Here is a 17,708-nt window from a genome sequence, read left to right as displayed (position 1 = left end):
AACGGTTACAGGCGCCTGCTCTTACCGCTTGAGAACGGAAGGTTGTTCAAGCAGCAATCAGCTTCGGAGATATTCGTCGAACGAAATCATGGCGTCGTCATTTACTTCTAAGTTTCTAAACGGTCCGAAATTCAAAAATCCTGCCCCGCAAAAAGCGGGACAGGATCATCATTCATATCGATCCGATTTCAATCGGTTCGCTTCGCTGGAGGAATCATCTGCATTTCACGGCCCCAGTGGCGATGCATGGCAATTGCGTCGACCAGCTGCCGGGCGAAGACGCCGGCGTCTTCCGTCTCCTTTCGGATGACCAGCCCGGTATCCTCGTCCGGAGACGTCAGATAGCCCGAAGTAGCGGCCGGATCGGCGAGATGAATGCCTGAGCCGGACAGCAGCCCGGCAGCCTGGGCAGAAGCCCCCACGGTTTTAAAATGGTTATAAGCTTCCGTTACAAAGTTGACGGCCTCCTTGATCCCCTGGAGCTTGGCTATGCTTTTTTCCCCGCCGGCCACATAGACCGCGTCAAACAGCACGGAATCTGACGTTAGGAAGGTATGCATAACCTCTAGCCGGCTGCCGTCGCTTCCGGCAATCATCCCCAGATTTTCGCTGACGACTTCCGGCACGACCTTCGCTTCGGCAAAGGCGGCAAGGACGGCCTTCATCTCGTCGGCGTCGAATCCGTCGGCGGCCAGCACCGCCACCTTGCGGGTGGCCGGGGACATGGCGGTTCGAAGCTGGCTCAGCGCCGGCGAAGCCTTGGTTTCGGCACCTCCGGCCATCGTTGTCCCGGATGCTTCATCACCGGCCTTCGCCTTCGGCGGGGTGACGCCGACGCCAAGGGCGATTTCCTCGGCCAGCGTCAAATCGACGTTCGCGAACATGTCGACGACCTGCTGCTGCACGCTTTTGCTTCTTACCTTGCCCACCTCGAACCGGAAAGCCTTAATGATATGCTGCTTTTCCACGTCGGACATGCTGTTCCAAAACAGTTTAGCCTGGGTGTAATGGTCTTTGAAGCTGTCGCTGCGCGCCCGGACTTTGCGTCCCTCCACCTTTTCCTGATAGTGGGCGTATCCGCCGTCCAGCTGCGAAACGGGGCGGGGGTCATTGTTTCCAAGGGAGTTTTTATGATAGCTGGTTTGCCCCCGGTTGATCGTCATGCGATGGTATCCTTCACGCTGGTTATTGTGAACCTCTGCCACGGGCCGGTTGATCGGAATCTCATGGAAATTCGGTCCGCCCAAACGGATCAGCTGCGTATCTGTATAAGAGAACAGGCGCCCCTGGAGCAGCGGGTCGTTGGAAAAATCGATTCCCGGAACCACGTTGCCTACGTGAAAGGCAGCCTGCTCCGTTTCGGCAAACACATTGTCCACGTTGCGGTTCAGGGTCATTTTTCCGATGCGCTGGACGGGAATGAGCTCTTCCGGCCATATTTTGGTCGGGTCGAGAATATCGAAATCGAAATTGAACTCCTCATCCTCGCGGATCATTTGCACGCCAAACTCAAATTCCGGATAGTTGCCCGTTTCAATGGCTTCCCACAGGTCGCGGCGGTGAAAGTCGGGATCCTTGCCGGCGATTTTCTGCGCTTCGTCCCAGACCAGGGAATGCACGCCCAGCAGCGGTTTCCAATGGAATTTGACAAAATGCGCTTCGCCCTTGTCATTGACAAACCGGAAGGTATGTACGCCGAAGCCTTCCATCATCCGGTAGCTGCGCGGGATCGCCCGGTCCGACATCGTCCACATGACCATGTGGGCCGATTCGGTATTGTTGGCAATAAAATCCCAGTGGGTATCATGCGCCGTGGATGCCTGCGGCATTTCGTTGTGGGGCTCCGGCTTGAACGCATGCACCAGATCAGGGAATTTCAGCGCATCCTGAATGAAGAATACGGGGATGTTATTGCCCACAAGGTCAAAGTTTCCGTCCTCCGTGTAAAACTTGGTCGCGAAGCCCCTGGCATCCCGCACCGTATCGGCCGAACCCCGCGAACCGGCCACGGTGGAGAAACGCACGAATACCGGCGTTTTTATGGACGGATCCTGCAGAAATTTGGCCTTCGTGTACTTTGTCATCGGCTTGTATACCTGAAAATAACCGTGAACGCCGAAGCCCCGGGCGTGAACGACGCGCTCAGGAATGCGCTCATGGTCAAAATGGGTCAACTTCTCCCTAAAATGAAAATCCTCCATTAACGTCGGACCGCGTGCGCCGGCCTTGAGCGAATGCTCGTCCTCGGAAATTCGAACGCCTTGATTGGTGGTCATGGGTTCGCCCGCATCGCTTACGCGGAATTCCTCCAACTGGCTGTCCTTCATGTCCTTATGCGGCTGCTGTCCCTTCTTATGGTCCATCAATGAATCCCTCCTGTTGGTTACGGACGGTGTCCGAGTATTTCACAAGTTTATTTACCCGGATCAAAATACGTCCAAACGGGAAGATGAACGGGGGCGGCGGATTCGAGGTGAACAGGCCGCAAAAAGGTGATGTGTCTAAGACGCTGATTTATACCATTCCGCTGAAAAGGGGAAAGGGATTCGTTGACGAGGGGGATTCAATGAAACTATAATGGTTTTATTGAAAGGGGATGCCGAACATGGCCATCGTAAGCCGTTATACCATTGCGCTTCATATTTTGACCTGGCTGGCCTTTTGGGCGGAGAAGGACGAATTTTTCCCTTCCGACCGGATCGCAAACAGCGTGGGAACGAGCCCGGTTTTTCTGAGGCGGATTCTTGGTCAGCTTGCAAAGGCGGGCCTGGTGCTCGTGCAGCACGGCGGGACAGGAGCCGGCTGGAAGCTGGCGCGCCGACCGGAAGAGATCAGCCTGCTGGACGTGTACGAAGCCGTTGTGCAGACGCCCCTGTTCGAGCTTCACCACAGCCAGCCGAACCCGAGCTGCATCATCGGCAACGGCATTCAGCCGGCTCTGCAAGAGATCTACGAAGACAGCGAAGAAGCATTAAAGCGCCGGCTGGCTCAGGAAACGATCAAGGATCTGGTCGGTTCATCGCTGGAGCACGGGAAGCGTTGATGCCGCAGGAAGCGGCAGGCATCCGCAAGGAGCCGGTCGCCGGAAGATCTTAGGTAAGCGGGCCGATCGGAAACAGCTGTCGGCTCGGATTCCGGCCCGTCGATGAACCGGCGAGGCATGCTGCTGGCTGTTTGATGAAGACCGATCCGCGAGCCACGTTTTTTCTGCGGCGATCAATGTAACTGATTCAGTTTCAATGAAAGGAGGGAGTCGGCTGGCTTTCCTGATTCAGGTTAGGATGGAAGCGGCAGAACAGGTCGATATCCGCTTTTAATCTGCCTGATCGGAAATGATCTAAGAAAATGTTGGATATCCGATTTCAGCTTGCGGCTTGTCCGCTGTATGCGTCTAAAGGCCGGCAGTAGGGATCATCTCGGCATTCAATGTAACCGTTACGGTTACTTTGAGGAGGGGAACAGTTCAGTGTGCAGCCGCAAAAGAGAGTGTTTTATATCATTCAATGCAACTCATTCAGTTCCATTGAAAAGTCGAAATTAAATGAGGAGAGGATTTCATGGACAAACGGATATTTTGGTTGGCGCTCGGATCGTTTGCGATCGGCACGGAAGGGTACATGATCGGCGGTCTGCTGCCGACGCTGGCGGCGGCGTTGCATGTCTCGACGGCGCTTGCCGGACAGCTGGTGACGGCATTCTCGCTCGTTTATGCCATGTCGTCGCCGATACTGACGACACTGACCGGAAGGATGGAGCGCAGGAAGCTGTTGTTCGGTGCGCTGCTGCTGCTCGCCGCCGGAAACGTGGTGTGCGGTCTTGCTTCCTCATACGGCCTGATGATGGCCGGGCGGATCGTCGCCGCGCTGGGAGCGGGACTATTTTCGCCGGGGGCGGTCGCTGTCGCCTCCACGCTGTCCGAGCCTGAGAAACGGGGGCGCGCAATGTCTATTGTCATTGCTGGGCAGACCGTTTCCCTGATCCTTGGCGTTCCGTTCGGGACGTGGGTCGCCCAGGCGTTCGACTGGCGCACGACGTTTTGGATCGTCGGCGGCATGACGCTGCTCGCCGCGCTAGCCATTCGGCTGCTGTTCCCGCAGGTGGCGCCGGCCGGGGCCGTCGGCATGCGGGAGCGCCTGTCGTATCTGAAGCGGCCGGAGCTGCTATCCGCCTTGCTGACAACGCTCGCCTGGGCCACCGGAATTTTTGCGCTCTTTACGTACGTTTCCGAACTGTTTGCCGGATACGGAGCTGGAGGCCGGATGATCAGCATCGTGCTGTGCATCTCCGGTATCGCCAGCTTTATCGGGGTCCGGACGGGGGGCATCGCCGCGGACCGGATCGGCCCGAATCGGGCGATTCCGCTGGCGTTGATACTGCTCGCCGCCTCGTTGTTCCTGATGTCGGCGCTGTACGGCTTTGCCGGCCGGCCCGGCATTCTTGCCGTGGCGATTGCTGCCATGGCTCTGTACGGGGCTTCAGCGGCTACATGTTTAATCCTGCCCAGCAGCATCGGCTGATCGGACTGTCGGGGCCTTCGTCCGGCATCGTCCTGTCGCTGCAGTCCTCCGTCATTTACGTGGGAAGCGCGTTGGGCGCGTCGGTCGGAGGAGCAGTCGTGCGCTTCGCTACCGTCGGGCAAATCGGCTATTTTGCAGGCGCGATGACGGTGTTGTCGCTTGCCGTGTTTGCGGCGAGCCTGCGCCTCGAGCGGCGCGTAAAACAGGGGGCGGCCGTTCCGGGACACTCGTCCTCCGCAGACGAGACGGGTGCCGCAGGCTAAACCCGACGGCATCCGGAACTGATTGACCGCATCCGCAACAAGATGCCGAAGCCCAAGCTCCGCGTCCTGTCGATCCGCCAGTCGCACAAGAAGCACTGCCGCTTCCCATCATCAAAATGGCGGGGGGGAACGCGTTGACGTTGTTGCAATGGCTCATTTGCATATTGACTCTAACGTAACGTTAGCCCTTAATATGGCTCTATAGGGGGCGATCCGAATTTACCTACGGGACAGTTGGAGCGGGCAACCGGCATTACCCAAAGAATGATTTCCTATGAACTGTTATTTACAGAATTATGGTGCGGAACGTTAAGACGGCGCTAAGGGATTCGGATTCAATAATGATTCAATCATGGTTCCTGAAGGGAAGGTGGGGGCTATGCAGAACATAGTGCGACAAGCCCAAAAAAAGGGCTTAGAGTTAAAGGATTACGGAAGATGTCAATTTTGTGGATCACGCACCGAGGGTGGAGTCTTTGAATGTTTTGACGTTTTCAATGATATGCAAATTCATTTCATGGATGGGAGCGGAGTAAACCAATTTATTTTTGCCGACGCCCATTGTTTGCAGCATTCGGAGGTTCATGGGAAGTGGAACAACAATTTGCATCTCACCAGAATGTATTTGATGCTTGAAAAAGAAATCGAATGGAAGTACGCCAAGACAAGTCGGTTGAGCCATGTTTTGGATCAATACAAATCGTCCCATCCGGAAATTTTGATTCCTGCATTGCCCGTTCAAGAAAGAGGATGTTTAACGGTTATGGACCTCATCGGACTGAAGGAGAAAAAACTGGAATCGATGTTATTAAAATGGGCGAATGACGTATACCGGTCGTATGATCGATATCATTCGAGTGCAAAAATTGTGGGCGATCTCTATATCGACGAATATGAACGATAAGATGGAGGCGGACTTATGAATGTCATTAACATTGGCTACGGTTCGACGAATTATTATGCGATTGACTGCCAAAACAAATACCTTCTCATCGATACGGGGTTGCCTGGTACGCTTGGTAAGATGGCGAGCCAATTGCGAAAATATCAAATCGATTGGAAGGACATTCCCTATGTCATGGTTACCCACTTTCATCCGGATCATTGCGGAATCGTGCAAGAGCTGCAATCCATGGGCGTAGCGCTTATGATCAGCAGAACGCAATCGGATTTTCTTGAAACAGCGAATGAGTCGATGAAAAAATTCCCCGGCTTCAAAGAAATAAAGGTGGAGGCCGATAACATCATCAATGAAAGTGATAAAGCCAGCTTCATTAAAAAATTGGTCATCCCAGGATATATTCTTCATACTCCGGGTCACTCGGATGATTCCATTAGCATTGTTATCGAAGGGTTGGGTATTTTTACGGGTGATCTGCCTCTGATGAACCCTATGTTCGCTGAATCCAATGAAATGGTTGATAAAAGCTGGGCGCTATTAAGAAGCACCAACGAACGGAAGGTGTTCCCCGGGCACGGTCCGCATGCCATCCTTTGAATTCATCCGGAGATTCAAGCCCCCTGCAGCGAAAGCCGTATTGTTGCGGCTTTTTGTGTTTTTAGGATGAGGACATAGGCCACAATCGAATAGAATAAACAAAAGTTGTTAACGATAAAATAATTATGTAAACCATTAGATCGGATTAGAGTTTGTCTCATCATGCGGATGGCTCAATACATTGTTATAATCAATAAATTACATTGACAGTCATAGTAGTATATCGTATTATGCAGATATGGAGGTGATTGCATGAGCGACAACAAAATCACATCCGACCTGCTGCGTGGCCATACCGACACGATGATTTTACGATTATTATCCGAAGCGGACCGCTACGGTTACGAAATTGTCAAGCTGATTGCCGAACGTTCGGGCGGTGAATATGAGTTAAAGGAAGCCACGATGTACTCCAGCGTCCGGCGGCTCGAAGGGGACGGTGATATCGAGTGGTATTGGGGCGACGAATCGCAGGGCGGACGGCGCAAGTATTTTCGAATTACCGAGAAGGGCAAGGAAACTTATGAGCGCAACAAAAGCAACTGGGAATACGCCAAGCGCGTGCTCGAAGACTTGTTATAAGGAGAATCGATGGGATGAACGAGAAATTGACGAACTATCTGAACGGGGTTTTTGCTCCATATGACGGAGTGAAAAGCGTCAGTGAATTAAAGTCGGACCTTCACTCCGACTTGCAGGAGCGTTACCGTGAACTGAAAGCGGAGGGCAAGGACGACGAAACGGATTTTGAGATGACCATCGACAGCATCGGCGACATTGAGCAAACCGTATTAGAGGTGGCCAACCTCTCCCGTTCGCTGGAGCGGCAGGTGTTGACCAACCTCAGCGCGAGCAACTTGATTGACAGCGACTTTGCGGGCGTTACCGCCCATAAGGGGAATTTTACAGCAAGTGCGCTGCGGGGCTCCGACTTCACGAACGCGGACTTGAGCGGCAGCTCTTTTAAGAACAGCGACGTGCGGGATGCCCGTTTCGACGGCGCGAACCTGACGGACTGCAACCTGTCCACCCTGGACCTGGCGAATGCAAGCTTCAATAAATCCATCCTTGTGCGAACCAACTTCAGCAAGTCGGGGCTGGCCGGAGCCGCATTCGTGGACGTCCAATTGACCGACGTCAACCTGTCGATGACCGCTCTCACCAAAACCGTCTTCAAAAACTGTGTTTTTGACGGGGTGGACTTCACGTCTTCCGATCTGAGCGGGCAGCGTTTAGACGGTCAAATCTTCATCGGCGTCAAATTCGACAGAGCGGGGTTGAAAGAAGTTTCGTTCAAGGACGCCACGCTTAAAAACGTGTCCTTCCAAGGGTCTATGTTGTCCAAGAAATATTATCATGCCATCCAAACCGTCTGCTTTGACGGCGCTAGGATGGATAAGTTGACCTTTGCCGCGCTCAAGGGCATGAAGGCGGATTTGTCGAAGGTTACCGTGATCTAAAAAGAGTGAAACACGCGGATGCAGTTCGTGCGATAATATAGGTAAGTTAAGTAGGCGGCCGGCGCGGGGATCGGCTGTCTTTTTGCTGCAAAAACACACCACGGTAAAAGGAAAACGTAAAAATAAAAATCGGCCTTTTCGCAGACATGCGAATCGCGGCCGATTTTTTGCTTGAAATTCGGAAGGAAGAGGGGATCACCACTCAGCTTCCGGATCAATATTGCCACAAACCAAGGATTGATTTCTATTGCGCGGTCAATATGACCGGTCCATCCGCAGTAATGGCAATCGTATGCTCGTATTGCGCGGAAAGCGAGCCGTCGGCAGTTCTGGCGGTCCATCCGTCGGCATCCACCGTCATGAAGGCTTTTCCCGCATTGATCATCGGCTCTATCGTCAACACCATCCCTTCCTTCAAGCGGAATCCTTTGCCGGGTTTCCCGACGTGGGGATAGTTAGGCTCCTCGTGCATCTCCCGGCCTACGCCGTGACCGAGCAGATCGCGCACCACCGAAAATCCGTTCCGCTCGGCATGGGTTTGAACCGCATGCATCACATCGCCGATCCGGTTTCCGACGACAGCTTTTCCGATGCCCAGATCCAAGCATTCCTTCGTTACCCGCATCAGTTTACGGGCCTCCTCCGATACCTCGCCGACCGCATAACTCCAGGCAGAATCGCCGATCCAGCCATCCTTTTCCGCCACGATGTCGATAGTGACGATGTCGCCTTCTTTGAGCGGGGTCCGGTTCGGAAAACCATGCGCAATGACGTCATTAACCGAAGCACATGTCGCGTACGGATAGCCGTTGTAGCCGATCGTATACGCCTTGGCGCCATTCTCTTTCAGGAACCGCAGCGCGAACGACTCGATCTCAAGCGTCGTGACACCCGGCCGGATCATACTTGAGATGGCTTTGTGAAAAGCGGCGACGATGCGGCCGGCTTTTCTCATTTCTTCAATTTCCGCTTTCGATTTCAGGATGATCATTCCGTTTATCTCTCCTTTGTCTGCAGGCCTGAAAAAATCATGTCAACGATGCCGTCCGCATCCATCTCATGTCGCATTTGATGGTGGATGTTCAATGCTGTGCAGCCGATCAGCGAGCCGAATATCAGATTAGCCGTTTTATCCGGTGACTTGGAATCGATTTCTTCGCGAATCATGTGCACAAACGGCAAATAGATCCGTTCCTGAAAATGGTCAGACAGCTTGCTGAACCGGTTTCCCGGGAAGTGATGAAAATTATCCGCAACCGTTTTAAGCAATATAAATACGGAAGGATCCTGGACGCACTTCTGCAGAAGCAGCCTGGAGAACGACTCCGCTTTATGCAAGCTGCCGCCGTCCCCCGTCATAGCGGGCTGTACTGCCGATTCCGTTCGATACAAGGCATCCCACAATAAATCTTCCAGAAGCATGTGCTTGTTTTTGTAGTAATGGTACACGGTTCCGTATCCGAGCTCTGCTTTGACCGCAACATCGCGTATTTCCAATTGAATGCCCTTTTCCAAATATACTTCCGCAGCAGCCTGCATAATTTGGTTCATGCGTATCTCCCGGATGGCGTCATTCTGTTCTTTGGTACGTGGTGACATGGCTCCTCCTTTTTTAGACCTGCTGTAATGTCAATGTAAAACCAATATACATCATGCGACGGATTTCCGCAATCCGGACAGGGAACCTCCATCATGGCGGAACTGATTTTTTACCAGTATAATAAGCATGATATGGTAAAGAAGACGATGCAAGGAGGAGGTCGAAACATGATCATTTTCATTGATTCTTATACGGAAGAGAAACTCGCGAACAGCTTGGCAGGGCGTCCCGGCTATTTCAAGCTTTTTTATGATACAGAAAATTGCGGGTGCAACGGGGTGCTCGCCATCGAGATTTTGGATCAGCCGCTTGACACCGACATTCGAATTTCTGTAAAAAACTTCACTTTTCTGGTCGACAAGCAGCAGGAAAGCTTGTTCGACGACGCGCTCAAGCTGGAAGCGGACCGGTCATACCCGTCGTTCAAGGTGAGCAGCGATTCGGCATTATACAGTACCAATGTCAGAATCAAGGACGCCAGGGACATGGCTTCAAAATAGCGCTCCAACTCGGTTCGAAGAATCTAAAACGACAAAAACATACACGCTTATAAGCCGCATCGTTGCGGCTTTTTGTGTGCAACTATTGATATCGAGAGCCAAAATGAAGCCTATTTTTAACGTTGATGAGGAAATGGCATTGACTTTCCAACTACTACGTGTTACTTTATAGCAGTACTTAGTAATACTTCATACCAGTCTCACAGAATAGCAGGGAGCGATTGTGTTGGAAAACTTAACGGAAATGCTCAAAGGCGTGCTTGAGGGCTGCGTCCTTGAAATTATAAGTCGCCAAGAAACCTACGGCTACGAAATCACGCGGCAGCTGAATGCCCTCGGATTCACAGACGTTGTGGAGGGAACGGTATACACGATCCTGATCCGTCTTGAAAAAAACAAGTTGGTGACGATCACGAAGAAACCCTCCGACATGGGACCGCCGCGGAAGTTTCTCGCGATCAACGACGCGGGGCGCGAAGAGCTGCGGAGGTTCTGGGACAAATGGGAGTTCGTATCCTCAAAAATAAACGAGTTAAAGGAGAAAAACCAATGAATTTTTGGGAAAAAATCACCGGCAGCGACTTGACCAAAGAAATGAAAAGTTTTGAATCGCGAGCCGCAAAACTGCCGGCCGATTATCAGGCGGCTTGGAAACAAATTAATGCCTATCTTTGGCCGCACTCCGACTTCTCCGGCCGCAATCTGATGCCGATTCTTGACGGCGTGCTTGGTCTCCTCGAAGAAACGGCGGCGGACGGTCAGCGTGTCGAAGAGGTGCTGGGTGATGATATCCAAGGTTTTTGTTTAGCGCTGGCCGGCATCGATGGGGCAAAGTCTTTTCGCGACAAGTGGCGCGAGCAACTCAACCATAACATCGCCAAAAAATTAGGCAAGTAGGAGGAGAACATGAGAATACGGGATATCATCGAAGGCAAAAAAGAATGGCGGGCGCACGTGGCGCGTGTCAAAGCGCTCCCGCGAGATTACCAGATCGTTTATAAAGAGATCCAAAAATATCTCTTTAAGGTCGGCCCTGTTGAGCTGACCGAAGGGACGAGGGTGCTCTCGGGGATTGTCGATCTTTTTGAGGAGGGCGCTGCCATGGGGAAAGGCGTGCTCGAAGTGACGGGGCGGAACGTAGCGGCATTCTGCGACGATCTCATCAAAGATTCCAAAACTTACGCTGATATTTATCAAGAGTCCATCGGAAAGGAAGTGAACAAGATACCAAAAAAGGCTAAGGATAAAACAAAGTAAAGGAGGGATGTCCGGATGGAAAAAGCAATTGTAGTCAACGGTCTGCGAAAATCTTTCAAGGACACGGATGTCCTAAAGGGTGTCGATCTTGAAGTGAAGCGAGGCGAGATTTTCGCCTTGCTAGGCTCGAATGGGGCGGGCAAGACGACGATGGTCCGAATCCTCACCACGCTGCTTAATCCGGACGGAGGCACCGCCACCGTCAACGGTTTTGACGTCGCTGCAAGGCCCGACCAAGTACGGCAATCCATCAGTTTGACCGGACAATTTGCCGCCGTGGACGAGATTTTGACGGGACGGGAAAATGTGATCCTGATCGCCAAACTGCGGCACCTCAAAAACCCGCGCCAGGTTGCGGATCATATGCTTGAACGCTTCGGCCTGACAGAAGCTGCGGACCGCAAGGCATCTGCCTATTCGGGCGGCATGCGCCGCAGGCTGGACATCGCCCTAAGCCTTGTGGGAAATCCGCAGATCATTTTCCTCGACGAGCCGACCACCGGGCTGGACCCCGAGGCTCGCATCGAGGTTTGGAAGACCGTCAAGGAGCTGGCCGACGGCGGCACGACGATATTTCTCACCACTCAGTATTTGGATGAGGCCGAACAGCTTGCCGATCGGATTGCCATTTTGCATGAGGGCCGGATCATAACCAACGGCACGCTTGAGGAACTGAAACAGCTGTTCCCGCCCGCAAAGGTGGAGTATGTGGAGAAACAACCTTCATTGGAGGAGATCTTCCTCGCCATCATCGGTAATAAGGAGGGGAAATAATCGATGAATCGATACTTTTTCAGCGATATGAGCGTTATGCTCGGACGTTCCATGCGCCATATTTTCCGCAGCATGGACACCATCATCACGGTCTGTATCACCCCGATTGCGATGATGCTGCTGTTTGTTTATGTGTTTGGCGGCGCCATCCAAACCGGTACGGACAACTATGTGAACTACCTGTTGCCCGGCATTTTGCTGATTGCGATCGCAAGCGGGATATCTTATACGGCTTACCGCCTGTTTATGGATAAGCAGCGGGGGATCATTGAGCGGTTCAACTCCATGCCGATTTCGCGTTCAGCACTGCTGTGGGGGCATGTCCTAACTTCGCTGGTATCCAATATGATTTCCCTCGTCGTCATCATTCTCGTAGCGCTCATCATGGGTTTCCGCTCGACCGCAGGGATTCTGCCATGGCTCGCCGTAACCGGTATTCTCGTGCTGTTTACGCTGGCGTTGACTTGGGTCGCGGCGATTGCCGGATTGTCAGGAAAATCGGTCGAAGGGGCAAGCGCATTTTCCTATCCGCTGATCTTCCTGCCGTTCATCAGCTCGGCCTTTGTGCCGACCGATTCCATGCCCAAAGTCATTCGCGCTTTTGCCGAAAACCAGCCGGTCACCTCGATCGTCGAAACCATCCGTGCCCTGTTGTCAAGTCAACCGGTAGGCAATGACATCTGGATCGCGCTTGCATGGTGCGTCGGAATTATGCTCGTCGCTTATGTCTTTGCGATGCGGGCGTATAAACGGAGAGCCGTTTAACCACCCGACAATTCGGATATCAATCCACTGTCGCTATTCAACACTCAAAAAACCTTGGTTCGGCCTTTCTGCCGACCAAGGTTTTTTTGGTTTATATCCAGGCGTGCCACAGGTGATGTATATTTTTATTCAAATACGTTTTTTCTCTTACGGAACCTTTTTCCCCATTGGAGCGAATTAAGGGGTGTAACACGTTCAGGAGGGGCCCCCATGAATGATAAAGAGTTACGATCGTGGCTTGAACAAGCGACGCTCGGCGACGAGTCGGCCTTTCAGCTGGTCTATGAGGCGACTCATCAAGACGTCTATCGGACGGTTGCTTTTCTCGTCTACGACAAACAGGACGTTGAGGATATCGTGAATGAAGTTTACATGCGCATGTGGCGGTCGTTTCATCAATACGACGCGAACAGGCCGTTCCGGTTTTGGTTGCATGGGATCACGATCCATCTTGTCCAGGATTGGAAAAGAAAAGCATGGCGGCGAATTCGCCTTTTTGAACGAAACCGCCAGATGGCTTGCGAACCGTTCAACTGGACGGACAAAGCTTTCCTGCAGTCCGAAATGCAGCACGAGCTGTTCGGCTTAGTCCGCCAGCTGTCCTACAAACTGCGTGTGGTCGTCATCCTGCGCTATTTTCACGACTATGATCTGGAAGAAATCGCGGACATTCTGCAAATCCCCGTTGGCACAGTGAAATCCAGGCATCATCGGGCACTTCATGAGCTCCGGAAAAGAATCGAAATGACGGGAGGAAACGAGTATGTCTATTGACCAGGAATTGCGCGAAGAGCTTCGCCAGGTTGCAGATTCGATGCACTGTCCACCCGATTTGTACGGACGTGTCCAGCAGTCCTATCAACAATATGTTAACGAAAAGAGAGGTAGATCCCCTATGAAAAAACGATTGCTTGCAGGCATTGCCGCAGTAGCAATCCTGATTCCGTCTGCCGTATTTGCTTCTTCTTATCTAGCCGATGAAATATTCGGTTCCGTCAAAACCATTGAACAGCACGGCGGTTCGCAGGAAAGTTACCAAGAGATTGAGGGAATGCTTCAAACAGCAAAAAGCAAGCTCTCGGAAGCCGAATTCAAGGAGTTTATGGAGCTGTTCAAGGAGATGGTGCAATTAAAGCTGAAGATGACCGATGAAAAAGGAATCAAACTGGAGGAAAAGCTGACCCAGGAAGAGAAGCAGCGGTTTGAGCAGCTTGTCTCCAAGCTGGCTCCGTTCTTCGAGAAGATCAACGGAAACGCCAAGCCGTAATCAAATGAAGCGGGGACCCGTCCGAGGTGGATGAGGTCCCTCCAGCTTTAAACGTGATTTTTGAAATCATCGAATTTATGCATCAGGAAACCAGGCGATCCTGTAGTATAATGAATTCACTTGCAAGTTATAGGAGGGATCGCATTTTATGTTAGGCGCCGAGTTGAGCATCATGGAGTATTTTACGGAGCAAAACATCGAACTCTTTTTGGAGCGTTTCCGCTCGCTGGGACCGCTGCCCGGCGTGCTGTTAACTTTTCTGAAATCGTTTGTACCGCCGCTGCCTACCATCGTGATCGTTGGGGCGAACGCCGCCATCTATGGGTTGTGGCTGGGTTTTTTATATTCCTGGATCGGCCTCGTTATGGGCAGCTTGCTTACCTTCGGGCTGATTCGCAAAGCAGCGGATACACCCTTTATTCGTCGCTGGGCGGCCAAGCCGAAAGTACAAAAAGCCATGGTGTGGGCGCAAAGGAACGGGTTCAGCTTCGTTTTTCTCTTAAGCCTGCTCCCGATCGGTCCGTTCGTCGTCATTAACATGGCAGCGGGATTAACGCGAATGCCGACGGTTTCTTTTGCGGCAGCCGTCGCTTTAGGGAAGGGCGTCATGGTATATTGCGTTTCCTATATCGGAACGCATCTGTCCGACTTTATCGACCAGCCCGTTAAGTTCATCGGAGTAGCGTTGTTTGTTGCGGCTTCCCTATGGTTGAACCGGAAGTTGCAGGCCTATTTTATGTCCGCGGCGGCCGCGGATCCCATGGAATAAAGCCGGGGAGCGAGCATATTCATCAACCGGACTCAATCCCAATCTATTGCGTATAGAAACTCAAACCGTTTCATGTTCGCAGATGGAGGAAGTTTCCTGAGAACGAAGTTCCTTAACTGGACAAGCGCTTTGTTCTCTAGTTGGGCGATTTGACCGACTTGTTTAGACATTTTTATAATTTTCGTCGTTCGGCTTATTCTTTTGCTTTCAAAATCCTTAAATGCCTTAACCGTGTCACCGGCTGTCTCCAAGCTTCTCGCCAAGACATAGGCGTCCTCCATCGCTTGCCCGGCGCCTTGCCCCAGATTGGGGGTGGTTGCATGAGCGGCTTCGCTTTCACGCAGGCGAACCAATAGATTCGACCGCCGGCAAGCGGCACAATGCCAAATCGGCCTGACGGTCCCCAAGTCTCCATGGCCGCCAGTTCATTGATCTCGATACCAGGGTCACATATCACACCGCGCCAGCATGTATAGCCGGCATATCTGAGGCGTGGAGCCCGGGACTAACTTTCTGCGGAAAATGGAATTGATCCCATCCGCGGCTACTACGGCATCCGATTGTATCGTTTCTCCATCTTCGAATGAAAGCGTCACTCTGCCTTGATCCTGCACGAAATCCACGCACCGCTTATTTAAGACGATCGTTCCAGGTTTTAATGCATTTCTTAGGACATGCAGAAGGTCTGCTCGATGAATCGTGACATTGTCCGTGCCGAACCGTTCGCTGATCATCAGCGAATCCGTTTCGGTAATGGGCTTTCCTGTTTCGGACAGAATGATCATTTTGCTCAGGATTTTACTGTGTTCCATCACTTGTTCTTTAAACCCTATTTTGTCCCGATCCCGAGGCCCGCTCCCGGGGATTGATAAGTGCTTGCACCTTCATACAGCGTGACGTCATGCCCTCTTTGCTGCAGGGCGTAAGCTGTACATAGCCCTCCGATTCCGCCTCCTATAATGACGACTTTTGCCATTTCATCGTTCTCCCCTCTGCTGAACGCCAATTCCTTCCCAAATCATTTCGAACCGATCCAAGAAAACCGAAAGCGGGTTCTCCACTTGATCAGGGAAAGAGAGCCAGCTTATAACGGTTTGAAAATAAACGGAAATCAGGAGGGACGACAAGCTTTCCGGTTTCATGTGTCCTTTTAATTCTTTTTTAGCCATGCCTTCCTCCATGATCGGTACCAGCGCAGCTTGAAAGTCTTTGACTTGCTTGCCTTCCTGTTCCATAAGCACGGGCGAGTGGAAGAGCTCAAAGTAAACGACCTTTGCCAAATCGCGATTTTTTTCGAAGCCGATCAGTTCTTTAAATATGGCTTGCAACCGTTCCTTCATTCCCGGGAAACCCGACGTCAGGCTGATCACTTGATGGACAGTTTCCATCTGGTAGCTTCCTAATTCAAGCAAAATCGTATCTTTTCTCGGAAAATAATCATAAAACGTTCCCTTGGCGATCCCGCAAGCCTAGCCGAATTCCCCTTAAGTGTCAATAAATCGATGTCCCGGTTTTGGGTTTGTTTACATTTTTTCGTTCATGATTTACTCCGGGAGAATATTACCTTCATATTTCCGGTTTATTCTTATAGAAGCTTGCAACGTTTGCAGATTATATTCTGAAAATGACAATAACTAGGAGGAATCATTGTGAAGAAGTTACTAACAAGCATCATGGCAACATCTATTATTTGCAGCATAGGTGCATTTTCAGGATCAGCTCAGGCACAACCGGATGAACATGCATTTTCCCAAAATCCAGGCCTTGCTTTTGATGTTATTAGTGACATTCAAGGGGATATCGACGACTTTAGGCATGTGCTTCAAGATATGAGACAGGTAAACCCTGCTTCCAAAGCATTAATCGTGAATGGCGACATTACAGACCGAGGGTGGGATTTTGAATACCAAGCCGTACAACAAGTGTTGGATCGCAACCCCCATCCGGAACATGTTTGGTACAGCATCGGAAATCATGAGTTTTATAAACCGAAATGGGCATCCCCTGCCCAATTAGCGCAAAATACGTGGCCGAATCAGACGCCGGAATCCGAAATGTTCCAAAATTTTTATAACTTCACGGGTGAGGAGAAAGTCTATCACAAAAAAGAATTAGACGGATATCCGTTCCTGTTCTTAGGAACCGAAAAATACATGCACTACCATGACAAATCCTTGTGGGATGAGGTTTACCTTAGCGTTGAGCAGCTTGATTGGTTAAAGCAAAATCTTGAAGAATATGATAAAAAAGATCCCAATAAACCCATTTTCCTGTTTAGCCATCATATCCTCAAGGACAGTATTTCAGGCTCCAATCAATCCCCTTATACCGGTGATTACTTAGAGCAAGAAAAATTGGAAGCCATCTTGAAGGATTATCCGCAAGTCATTCTTTTTACAAGCCACAGTCACTGGGATCTCAATCTTCCGGATTGGGCCGGCAAAAAGGTGGTAAAAGGAGGGGACGACCGGCGCGGTTTTACTGTCGTGAACACGGCTGGTATTCAAATGGGCTGGGCATCGGCAGGTCCTCATGGGGGCGAAGTGCCGACAGGCCTTGATTTTAAACAGGGTCTTCAGGTTGAAGTGAACGGAAATGACGTGAAAATCAAAGCGTATGACTACAAAACGGACAAGGTCATAAAAGAACTGGGCGTGCATCATGGTACGATTGTCCAATTACCGCCCAATGTTGAAGCTGACGATGAAAAAAACGAGCTCATTGGCGCTACGCAATACATGGAATATTCTGTAAATGGAAATGGGAATAGCCGCTGGGTGGACTATGATCCGAAGAACCCGCCAAAATTTGAAGGGAACCAAACGGTATTCGTTCGCCACAAGGGTGAAATGAATCTGGAGGATGGACTGTCTAAAAAGGTGACTTTCAAAAAATAATGCCTGATTAGAGCAGGGGCTGTCCAATAAGTCCCCAAAATAAAAAGTTGGTCGGAAAAACGTCATGTTTTCCGTCCAACTTTTTTTGTTCTGTCGCTTTTGCAGGAAAGTAGCGAGGCGGATGCCTGCCACCTTCAGTAG

At 51.2% G+C, this 17,708-nt stretch carries 22 protein-coding genes; 17 read left to right on the top strand and 5 right to left on the bottom strand.

Annotated elements, in window-relative coordinates:
- Positions 1–188 precede the first annotated feature (188 nt).
- Positions 189–2,363 carry a catalase gene (locus KI367_RS22420; protein ID WP_212952217.1) on the bottom strand — a complete coding sequence of 725 codons (2,175 nt, stop codon included), beginning with the start codon at positions 2,361–2,363 and terminating at the stop codon, positions 189–191.
- Positions 2,364–2,605: 242 nt separating this feature from the next.
- Here KI367_RS22420 and KI367_RS22415 point away from each other — a divergent pair, with 242 nt between their 5' ends.
- From KI367_RS22415 to KI367_RS22390, 7 genes are all read left to right on the top strand, one after another.
- Positions 2,606–3,043, top strand: coding sequence for an Rrf2 family transcriptional regulator (locus tag KI367_RS22415; protein WP_212952216.1), 438 nt, complete (start codon positions 2,606–2,608; stop codon positions 3,041–3,043).
- Positions 3,044–3,557: 514 nt separating this feature from the next.
- Positions 3,558–4,517: an MFS transporter gene (locus KI367_RS22410; protein WP_246537191.1), complete on the top strand. Its 960-nt coding sequence runs from the start codon at positions 3,558–3,560 to the stop codon at positions 4,515–4,517.
- On the top strand, positions 4,487–4,780 hold the full coding sequence (locus tag KI367_RS27305; protein ID WP_246537188.1) for a hypothetical protein: 294 nt from the start codon (positions 4,487–4,489) through the stop codon (positions 4,778–4,780). Before KI367_RS22410 ends, KI367_RS27305 begins: the two co-directional genes overlap by 31 nt.
- 379 nt (positions 4,781–5,159) lie before the next feature.
- Positions 5,160–5,684 (top strand): DUF5946 family protein, encoded by a 525-nt coding sequence (locus KI367_RS22405; protein ID WP_212952215.1) that lies wholly within the window; start codon positions 5,160–5,162, stop codon positions 5,682–5,684.
- A 15-nt stretch (positions 5,685–5,699) separates the two neighbouring features.
- Entirely contained in the window at positions 5,700–6,278 is a 579-nt protein-coding gene (locus KI367_RS22400) for an MBL fold metallo-hydrolase (protein ID WP_212952214.1), read from the top strand.
- Between the two features lie 252 nt (positions 6,279–6,530).
- A complete protein-coding gene (locus KI367_RS22395) occupies positions 6,531–6,860 on the top strand; it encodes a PadR family transcriptional regulator (RefSeq protein WP_036714822.1) in 330 nt (109 codons plus the stop codon).
- 14 nt (positions 6,861–6,874) lie between these two features.
- Complete coding sequence (locus KI367_RS22390) at positions 6,875–7,738, top strand: pentapeptide repeat-containing protein (RefSeq protein WP_212952213.1); 864 nt, start codon at positions 6,875–6,877, stop codon at positions 7,736–7,738.
- Positions 7,739–7,982: 244 nt separating this feature from the next.
- Here the strand turns inward: KI367_RS22390 and map are convergent, their stop codons facing one another.
- A complete protein-coding gene (gene map, locus KI367_RS22385; protein ID WP_036714817.1) occupies positions 7,983–8,729 on the bottom strand; it encodes a type I methionyl aminopeptidase in 747 nt (248 codons plus the stop codon).
- A 5-nt stretch (positions 8,730–8,734) separates the two neighbouring features.
- Complete coding sequence (locus tag KI367_RS22380) at positions 8,735–9,337, bottom strand: TetR/AcrR family transcriptional regulator (RefSeq protein ID WP_212952212.1); 603 nt, start codon at positions 9,335–9,337, stop codon at positions 8,735–8,737.
- Positions 9,338–9,505: 168 nt separating this feature from the next.
- On the opposite strand from KI367_RS22380, the gene KI367_RS22375 reads away from it, so the two are divergent.
- The 9 genes from KI367_RS22375 to KI367_RS22335 all read left to right on the top strand — a co-directional run bounded on the left by KI367_RS22375 (position 9,506) and on the right by KI367_RS22335 (position 14,670).
- On the top strand, positions 9,506–9,838 hold the full coding sequence (locus KI367_RS22375) for an iron-sulfur cluster biosynthesis family protein (protein ID WP_036714827.1): 333 nt from the start codon (positions 9,506–9,508) through the stop codon (positions 9,836–9,838).
- Between the two features lie 244 nt (positions 9,839–10,082).
- Positions 10,083–10,391 (top strand): PadR family transcriptional regulator, encoded by a 309-nt coding sequence (locus KI367_RS22370; protein WP_281422527.1) that lies wholly within the window; start codon positions 10,083–10,085, stop codon positions 10,389–10,391.
- The gene (locus tag KI367_RS22365; RefSeq protein ID WP_036714812.1) at positions 10,388–10,735 is read left to right on the top strand and encodes a DUF1048 domain-containing protein; all 348 of its coding nucleotides are present in this window, start codon (positions 10,388–10,390) and stop codon (positions 10,733–10,735) included. The genes KI367_RS22370 and KI367_RS22365 overlap by 4 nt, the downstream gene beginning before the upstream one ends.
- 9 nt (positions 10,736–10,744) lie before the next feature.
- Positions 10,745–11,095 carry a DUF1048 domain-containing protein gene (locus KI367_RS22360; protein WP_212952211.1) on the top strand — a complete coding sequence of 117 codons (351 nt, stop codon included), beginning with the start codon at positions 10,745–10,747 and terminating at the stop codon, positions 11,093–11,095.
- A gap of 15 nt (positions 11,096–11,110) precedes the next feature.
- Positions 11,111–11,869, top strand: coding sequence for an ABC transporter ATP-binding protein (locus KI367_RS22355; RefSeq protein ID WP_212952210.1), 759 nt, complete (start codon positions 11,111–11,113; stop codon positions 11,867–11,869).
- A gap of 3 nt (positions 11,870–11,872) precedes the next feature.
- The gene (locus KI367_RS22350) at positions 11,873–12,634 is read left to right on the top strand and encodes an ABC transporter permease (protein ID WP_212952209.1); all 762 of its coding nucleotides are present in this window, start codon (positions 11,873–11,875) and stop codon (positions 12,632–12,634) included.
- Positions 12,635–12,844: 210 nt separating this feature from the next.
- Entirely contained in the window at positions 12,845–13,408 is a 564-nt protein-coding gene (locus KI367_RS22345) for a sigma-70 family RNA polymerase sigma factor (protein WP_036714805.1), read from the top strand.
- Complete coding sequence (locus KI367_RS22340; protein ID WP_036714803.1) at positions 13,398–13,901, top strand: DUF3600 domain-containing protein; 504 nt, start codon at positions 13,398–13,400, stop codon at positions 13,899–13,901. The genes KI367_RS22345 and KI367_RS22340 overlap by 11 nt, the downstream gene beginning before the upstream one ends.
- Positions 13,902–14,049: 148 nt before the next feature.
- A complete protein-coding gene (locus tag KI367_RS22335) occupies positions 14,050–14,670 on the top strand; it encodes a TVP38/TMEM64 family protein (protein ID WP_212952208.1) in 621 nt (206 codons plus the stop codon).
- A gap of 829 nt (positions 14,671–15,499) precedes the next feature.
- Here KI367_RS22335 and KI367_RS22330 read toward each other — a convergent pair.
- Together KI367_RS22330 and KI367_RS22325 are read right to left on the bottom strand one after the other, a co-directional pair.
- Positions 15,500–15,646, bottom strand: coding sequence for an FAD-dependent oxidoreductase (locus KI367_RS22330; RefSeq protein WP_212952207.1), 147 nt, complete (start codon positions 15,644–15,646; stop codon positions 15,500–15,502).
- Between the two features lies 1 nt (position 15,647).
- Positions 15,648–16,058, bottom strand: coding sequence for a hypothetical protein (locus KI367_RS22325; protein WP_212952206.1), 411 nt, complete (start codon positions 16,056–16,058; stop codon positions 15,648–15,650).
- 261 nt (positions 16,059–16,319) lie between these two features.
- Between KI367_RS22325 and KI367_RS22320 the strand changes: the two genes are divergently transcribed.
- Positions 16,320–17,567, top strand: a complete 1,248-nt coding sequence (locus KI367_RS22320) for a DUF4073 domain-containing protein (RefSeq protein WP_212952205.1) — start codon at positions 16,320–16,322, stop codon at positions 17,565–17,567.
- Positions 17,568–17,708: the final 141 nt, after the last annotated feature.

Origin of the sequence: Paenibacillus cookii (genome assembly GCF_018333375.1) — a bacterium.
GTDB classification, from domain to species: Bacteria; Bacillota; Bacilli; order Paenibacillales; family Paenibacillaceae; genus Paenibacillus_AQ; species Paenibacillus_AQ cookii.
This window is presented reverse-complemented; position numbering and strand designations above follow the sequence as displayed.

Excerpts from the sequence above, each read along its gene's own strand:
- KI367_RS22420 (WP_212952217.1), bottom strand. The coding sequence starts at position 2,363 with ATGGACCATAAGAAGGGACAGCAGCCGCATAAGGACATGAAGGACAGC.
- KI367_RS22415 (WP_212952216.1), top strand. The coding sequence starts at position 2,606 with ATGGCCATCGTAAGCCGTTATACCATTGCGCTTCATATTTTGACCTGG.
- KI367_RS22410 (WP_246537191.1), top strand. The coding sequence starts at position 3,558 with ATGGACAAACGGATATTTTGGTTGGCGCTCGGATCGTTTGCGATCGGC.
- KI367_RS27305 (WP_246537188.1), top strand. The coding sequence starts at position 4,487 with ATGTTTAATCCTGCCCAGCAGCATCGGCTGATCGGACTGTCGGGGCCT.
- KI367_RS22405 (WP_212952215.1), top strand. The coding sequence starts at position 5,160 with ATGCAGAACATAGTGCGACAAGCCCAAAAAAAGGGCTTAGAGTTAAAG.
- KI367_RS22400 (WP_212952214.1), top strand. The coding sequence starts at position 5,700 with ATGAATGTCATTAACATTGGCTACGGTTCGACGAATTATTATGCGATT.
- KI367_RS22395 (WP_036714822.1), top strand. The coding sequence starts at position 6,531 with ATGAGCGACAACAAAATCACATCCGACCTGCTGCGTGGCCATACCGAC.
- KI367_RS22390 (WP_212952213.1), top strand. The coding sequence starts at position 6,875 with ATGAACGAGAAATTGACGAACTATCTGAACGGGGTTTTTGCTCCATAT.
- map (WP_036714817.1), bottom strand. The coding sequence starts at position 8,729 with ATGATCATCCTGAAATCGAAAGCGGAAATTGAAGAAATGAGAAAAGCC.
- KI367_RS22380 (WP_212952212.1), bottom strand. The coding sequence starts at position 9,337 with ATGTCACCACGTACCAAAGAACAGAATGACGCCATCCGGGAGATACGC.
- KI367_RS22375 (WP_036714827.1), top strand. The coding sequence starts at position 9,506 with ATGATCATTTTCATTGATTCTTATACGGAAGAGAAACTCGCGAACAGC.
- KI367_RS22370 (WP_281422527.1), top strand. The coding sequence starts at position 10,083 with ATGCTCAAAGGCGTGCTTGAGGGCTGCGTCCTTGAAATTATAAGTCGC.
- KI367_RS22365 (WP_036714812.1), top strand. The coding sequence starts at position 10,388 with ATGAATTTTTGGGAAAAAATCACCGGCAGCGACTTGACCAAAGAAATG.
- KI367_RS22360 (WP_212952211.1), top strand. The coding sequence starts at position 10,745 with ATGAGAATACGGGATATCATCGAAGGCAAAAAAGAATGGCGGGCGCAC.
- KI367_RS22355 (WP_212952210.1), top strand. The coding sequence starts at position 11,111 with ATGGAAAAAGCAATTGTAGTCAACGGTCTGCGAAAATCTTTCAAGGAC.
- KI367_RS22350 (WP_212952209.1), top strand. The coding sequence starts at position 11,873 with ATGAATCGATACTTTTTCAGCGATATGAGCGTTATGCTCGGACGTTCC.
- KI367_RS22345 (WP_036714805.1), top strand. The coding sequence starts at position 12,845 with ATGAATGATAAAGAGTTACGATCGTGGCTTGAACAAGCGACGCTCGGC.
- KI367_RS22340 (WP_036714803.1), top strand. The coding sequence starts at position 13,398 with ATGTCTATTGACCAGGAATTGCGCGAAGAGCTTCGCCAGGTTGCAGAT.
- KI367_RS22335 (WP_212952208.1), top strand. The coding sequence starts at position 14,050 with ATGTTAGGCGCCGAGTTGAGCATCATGGAGTATTTTACGGAGCAAAAC.
- KI367_RS22330 (WP_212952207.1), bottom strand. The coding sequence starts at position 15,646 with ATGGCAAAAGTCGTCATTATAGGAGGCGGAATCGGAGGGCTATGTACA.
- KI367_RS22325 (WP_212952206.1), bottom strand. The coding sequence starts at position 16,058 with ATGGAAACTGTCCATCAAGTGATCAGCCTGACGTCGGGTTTCCCGGGA.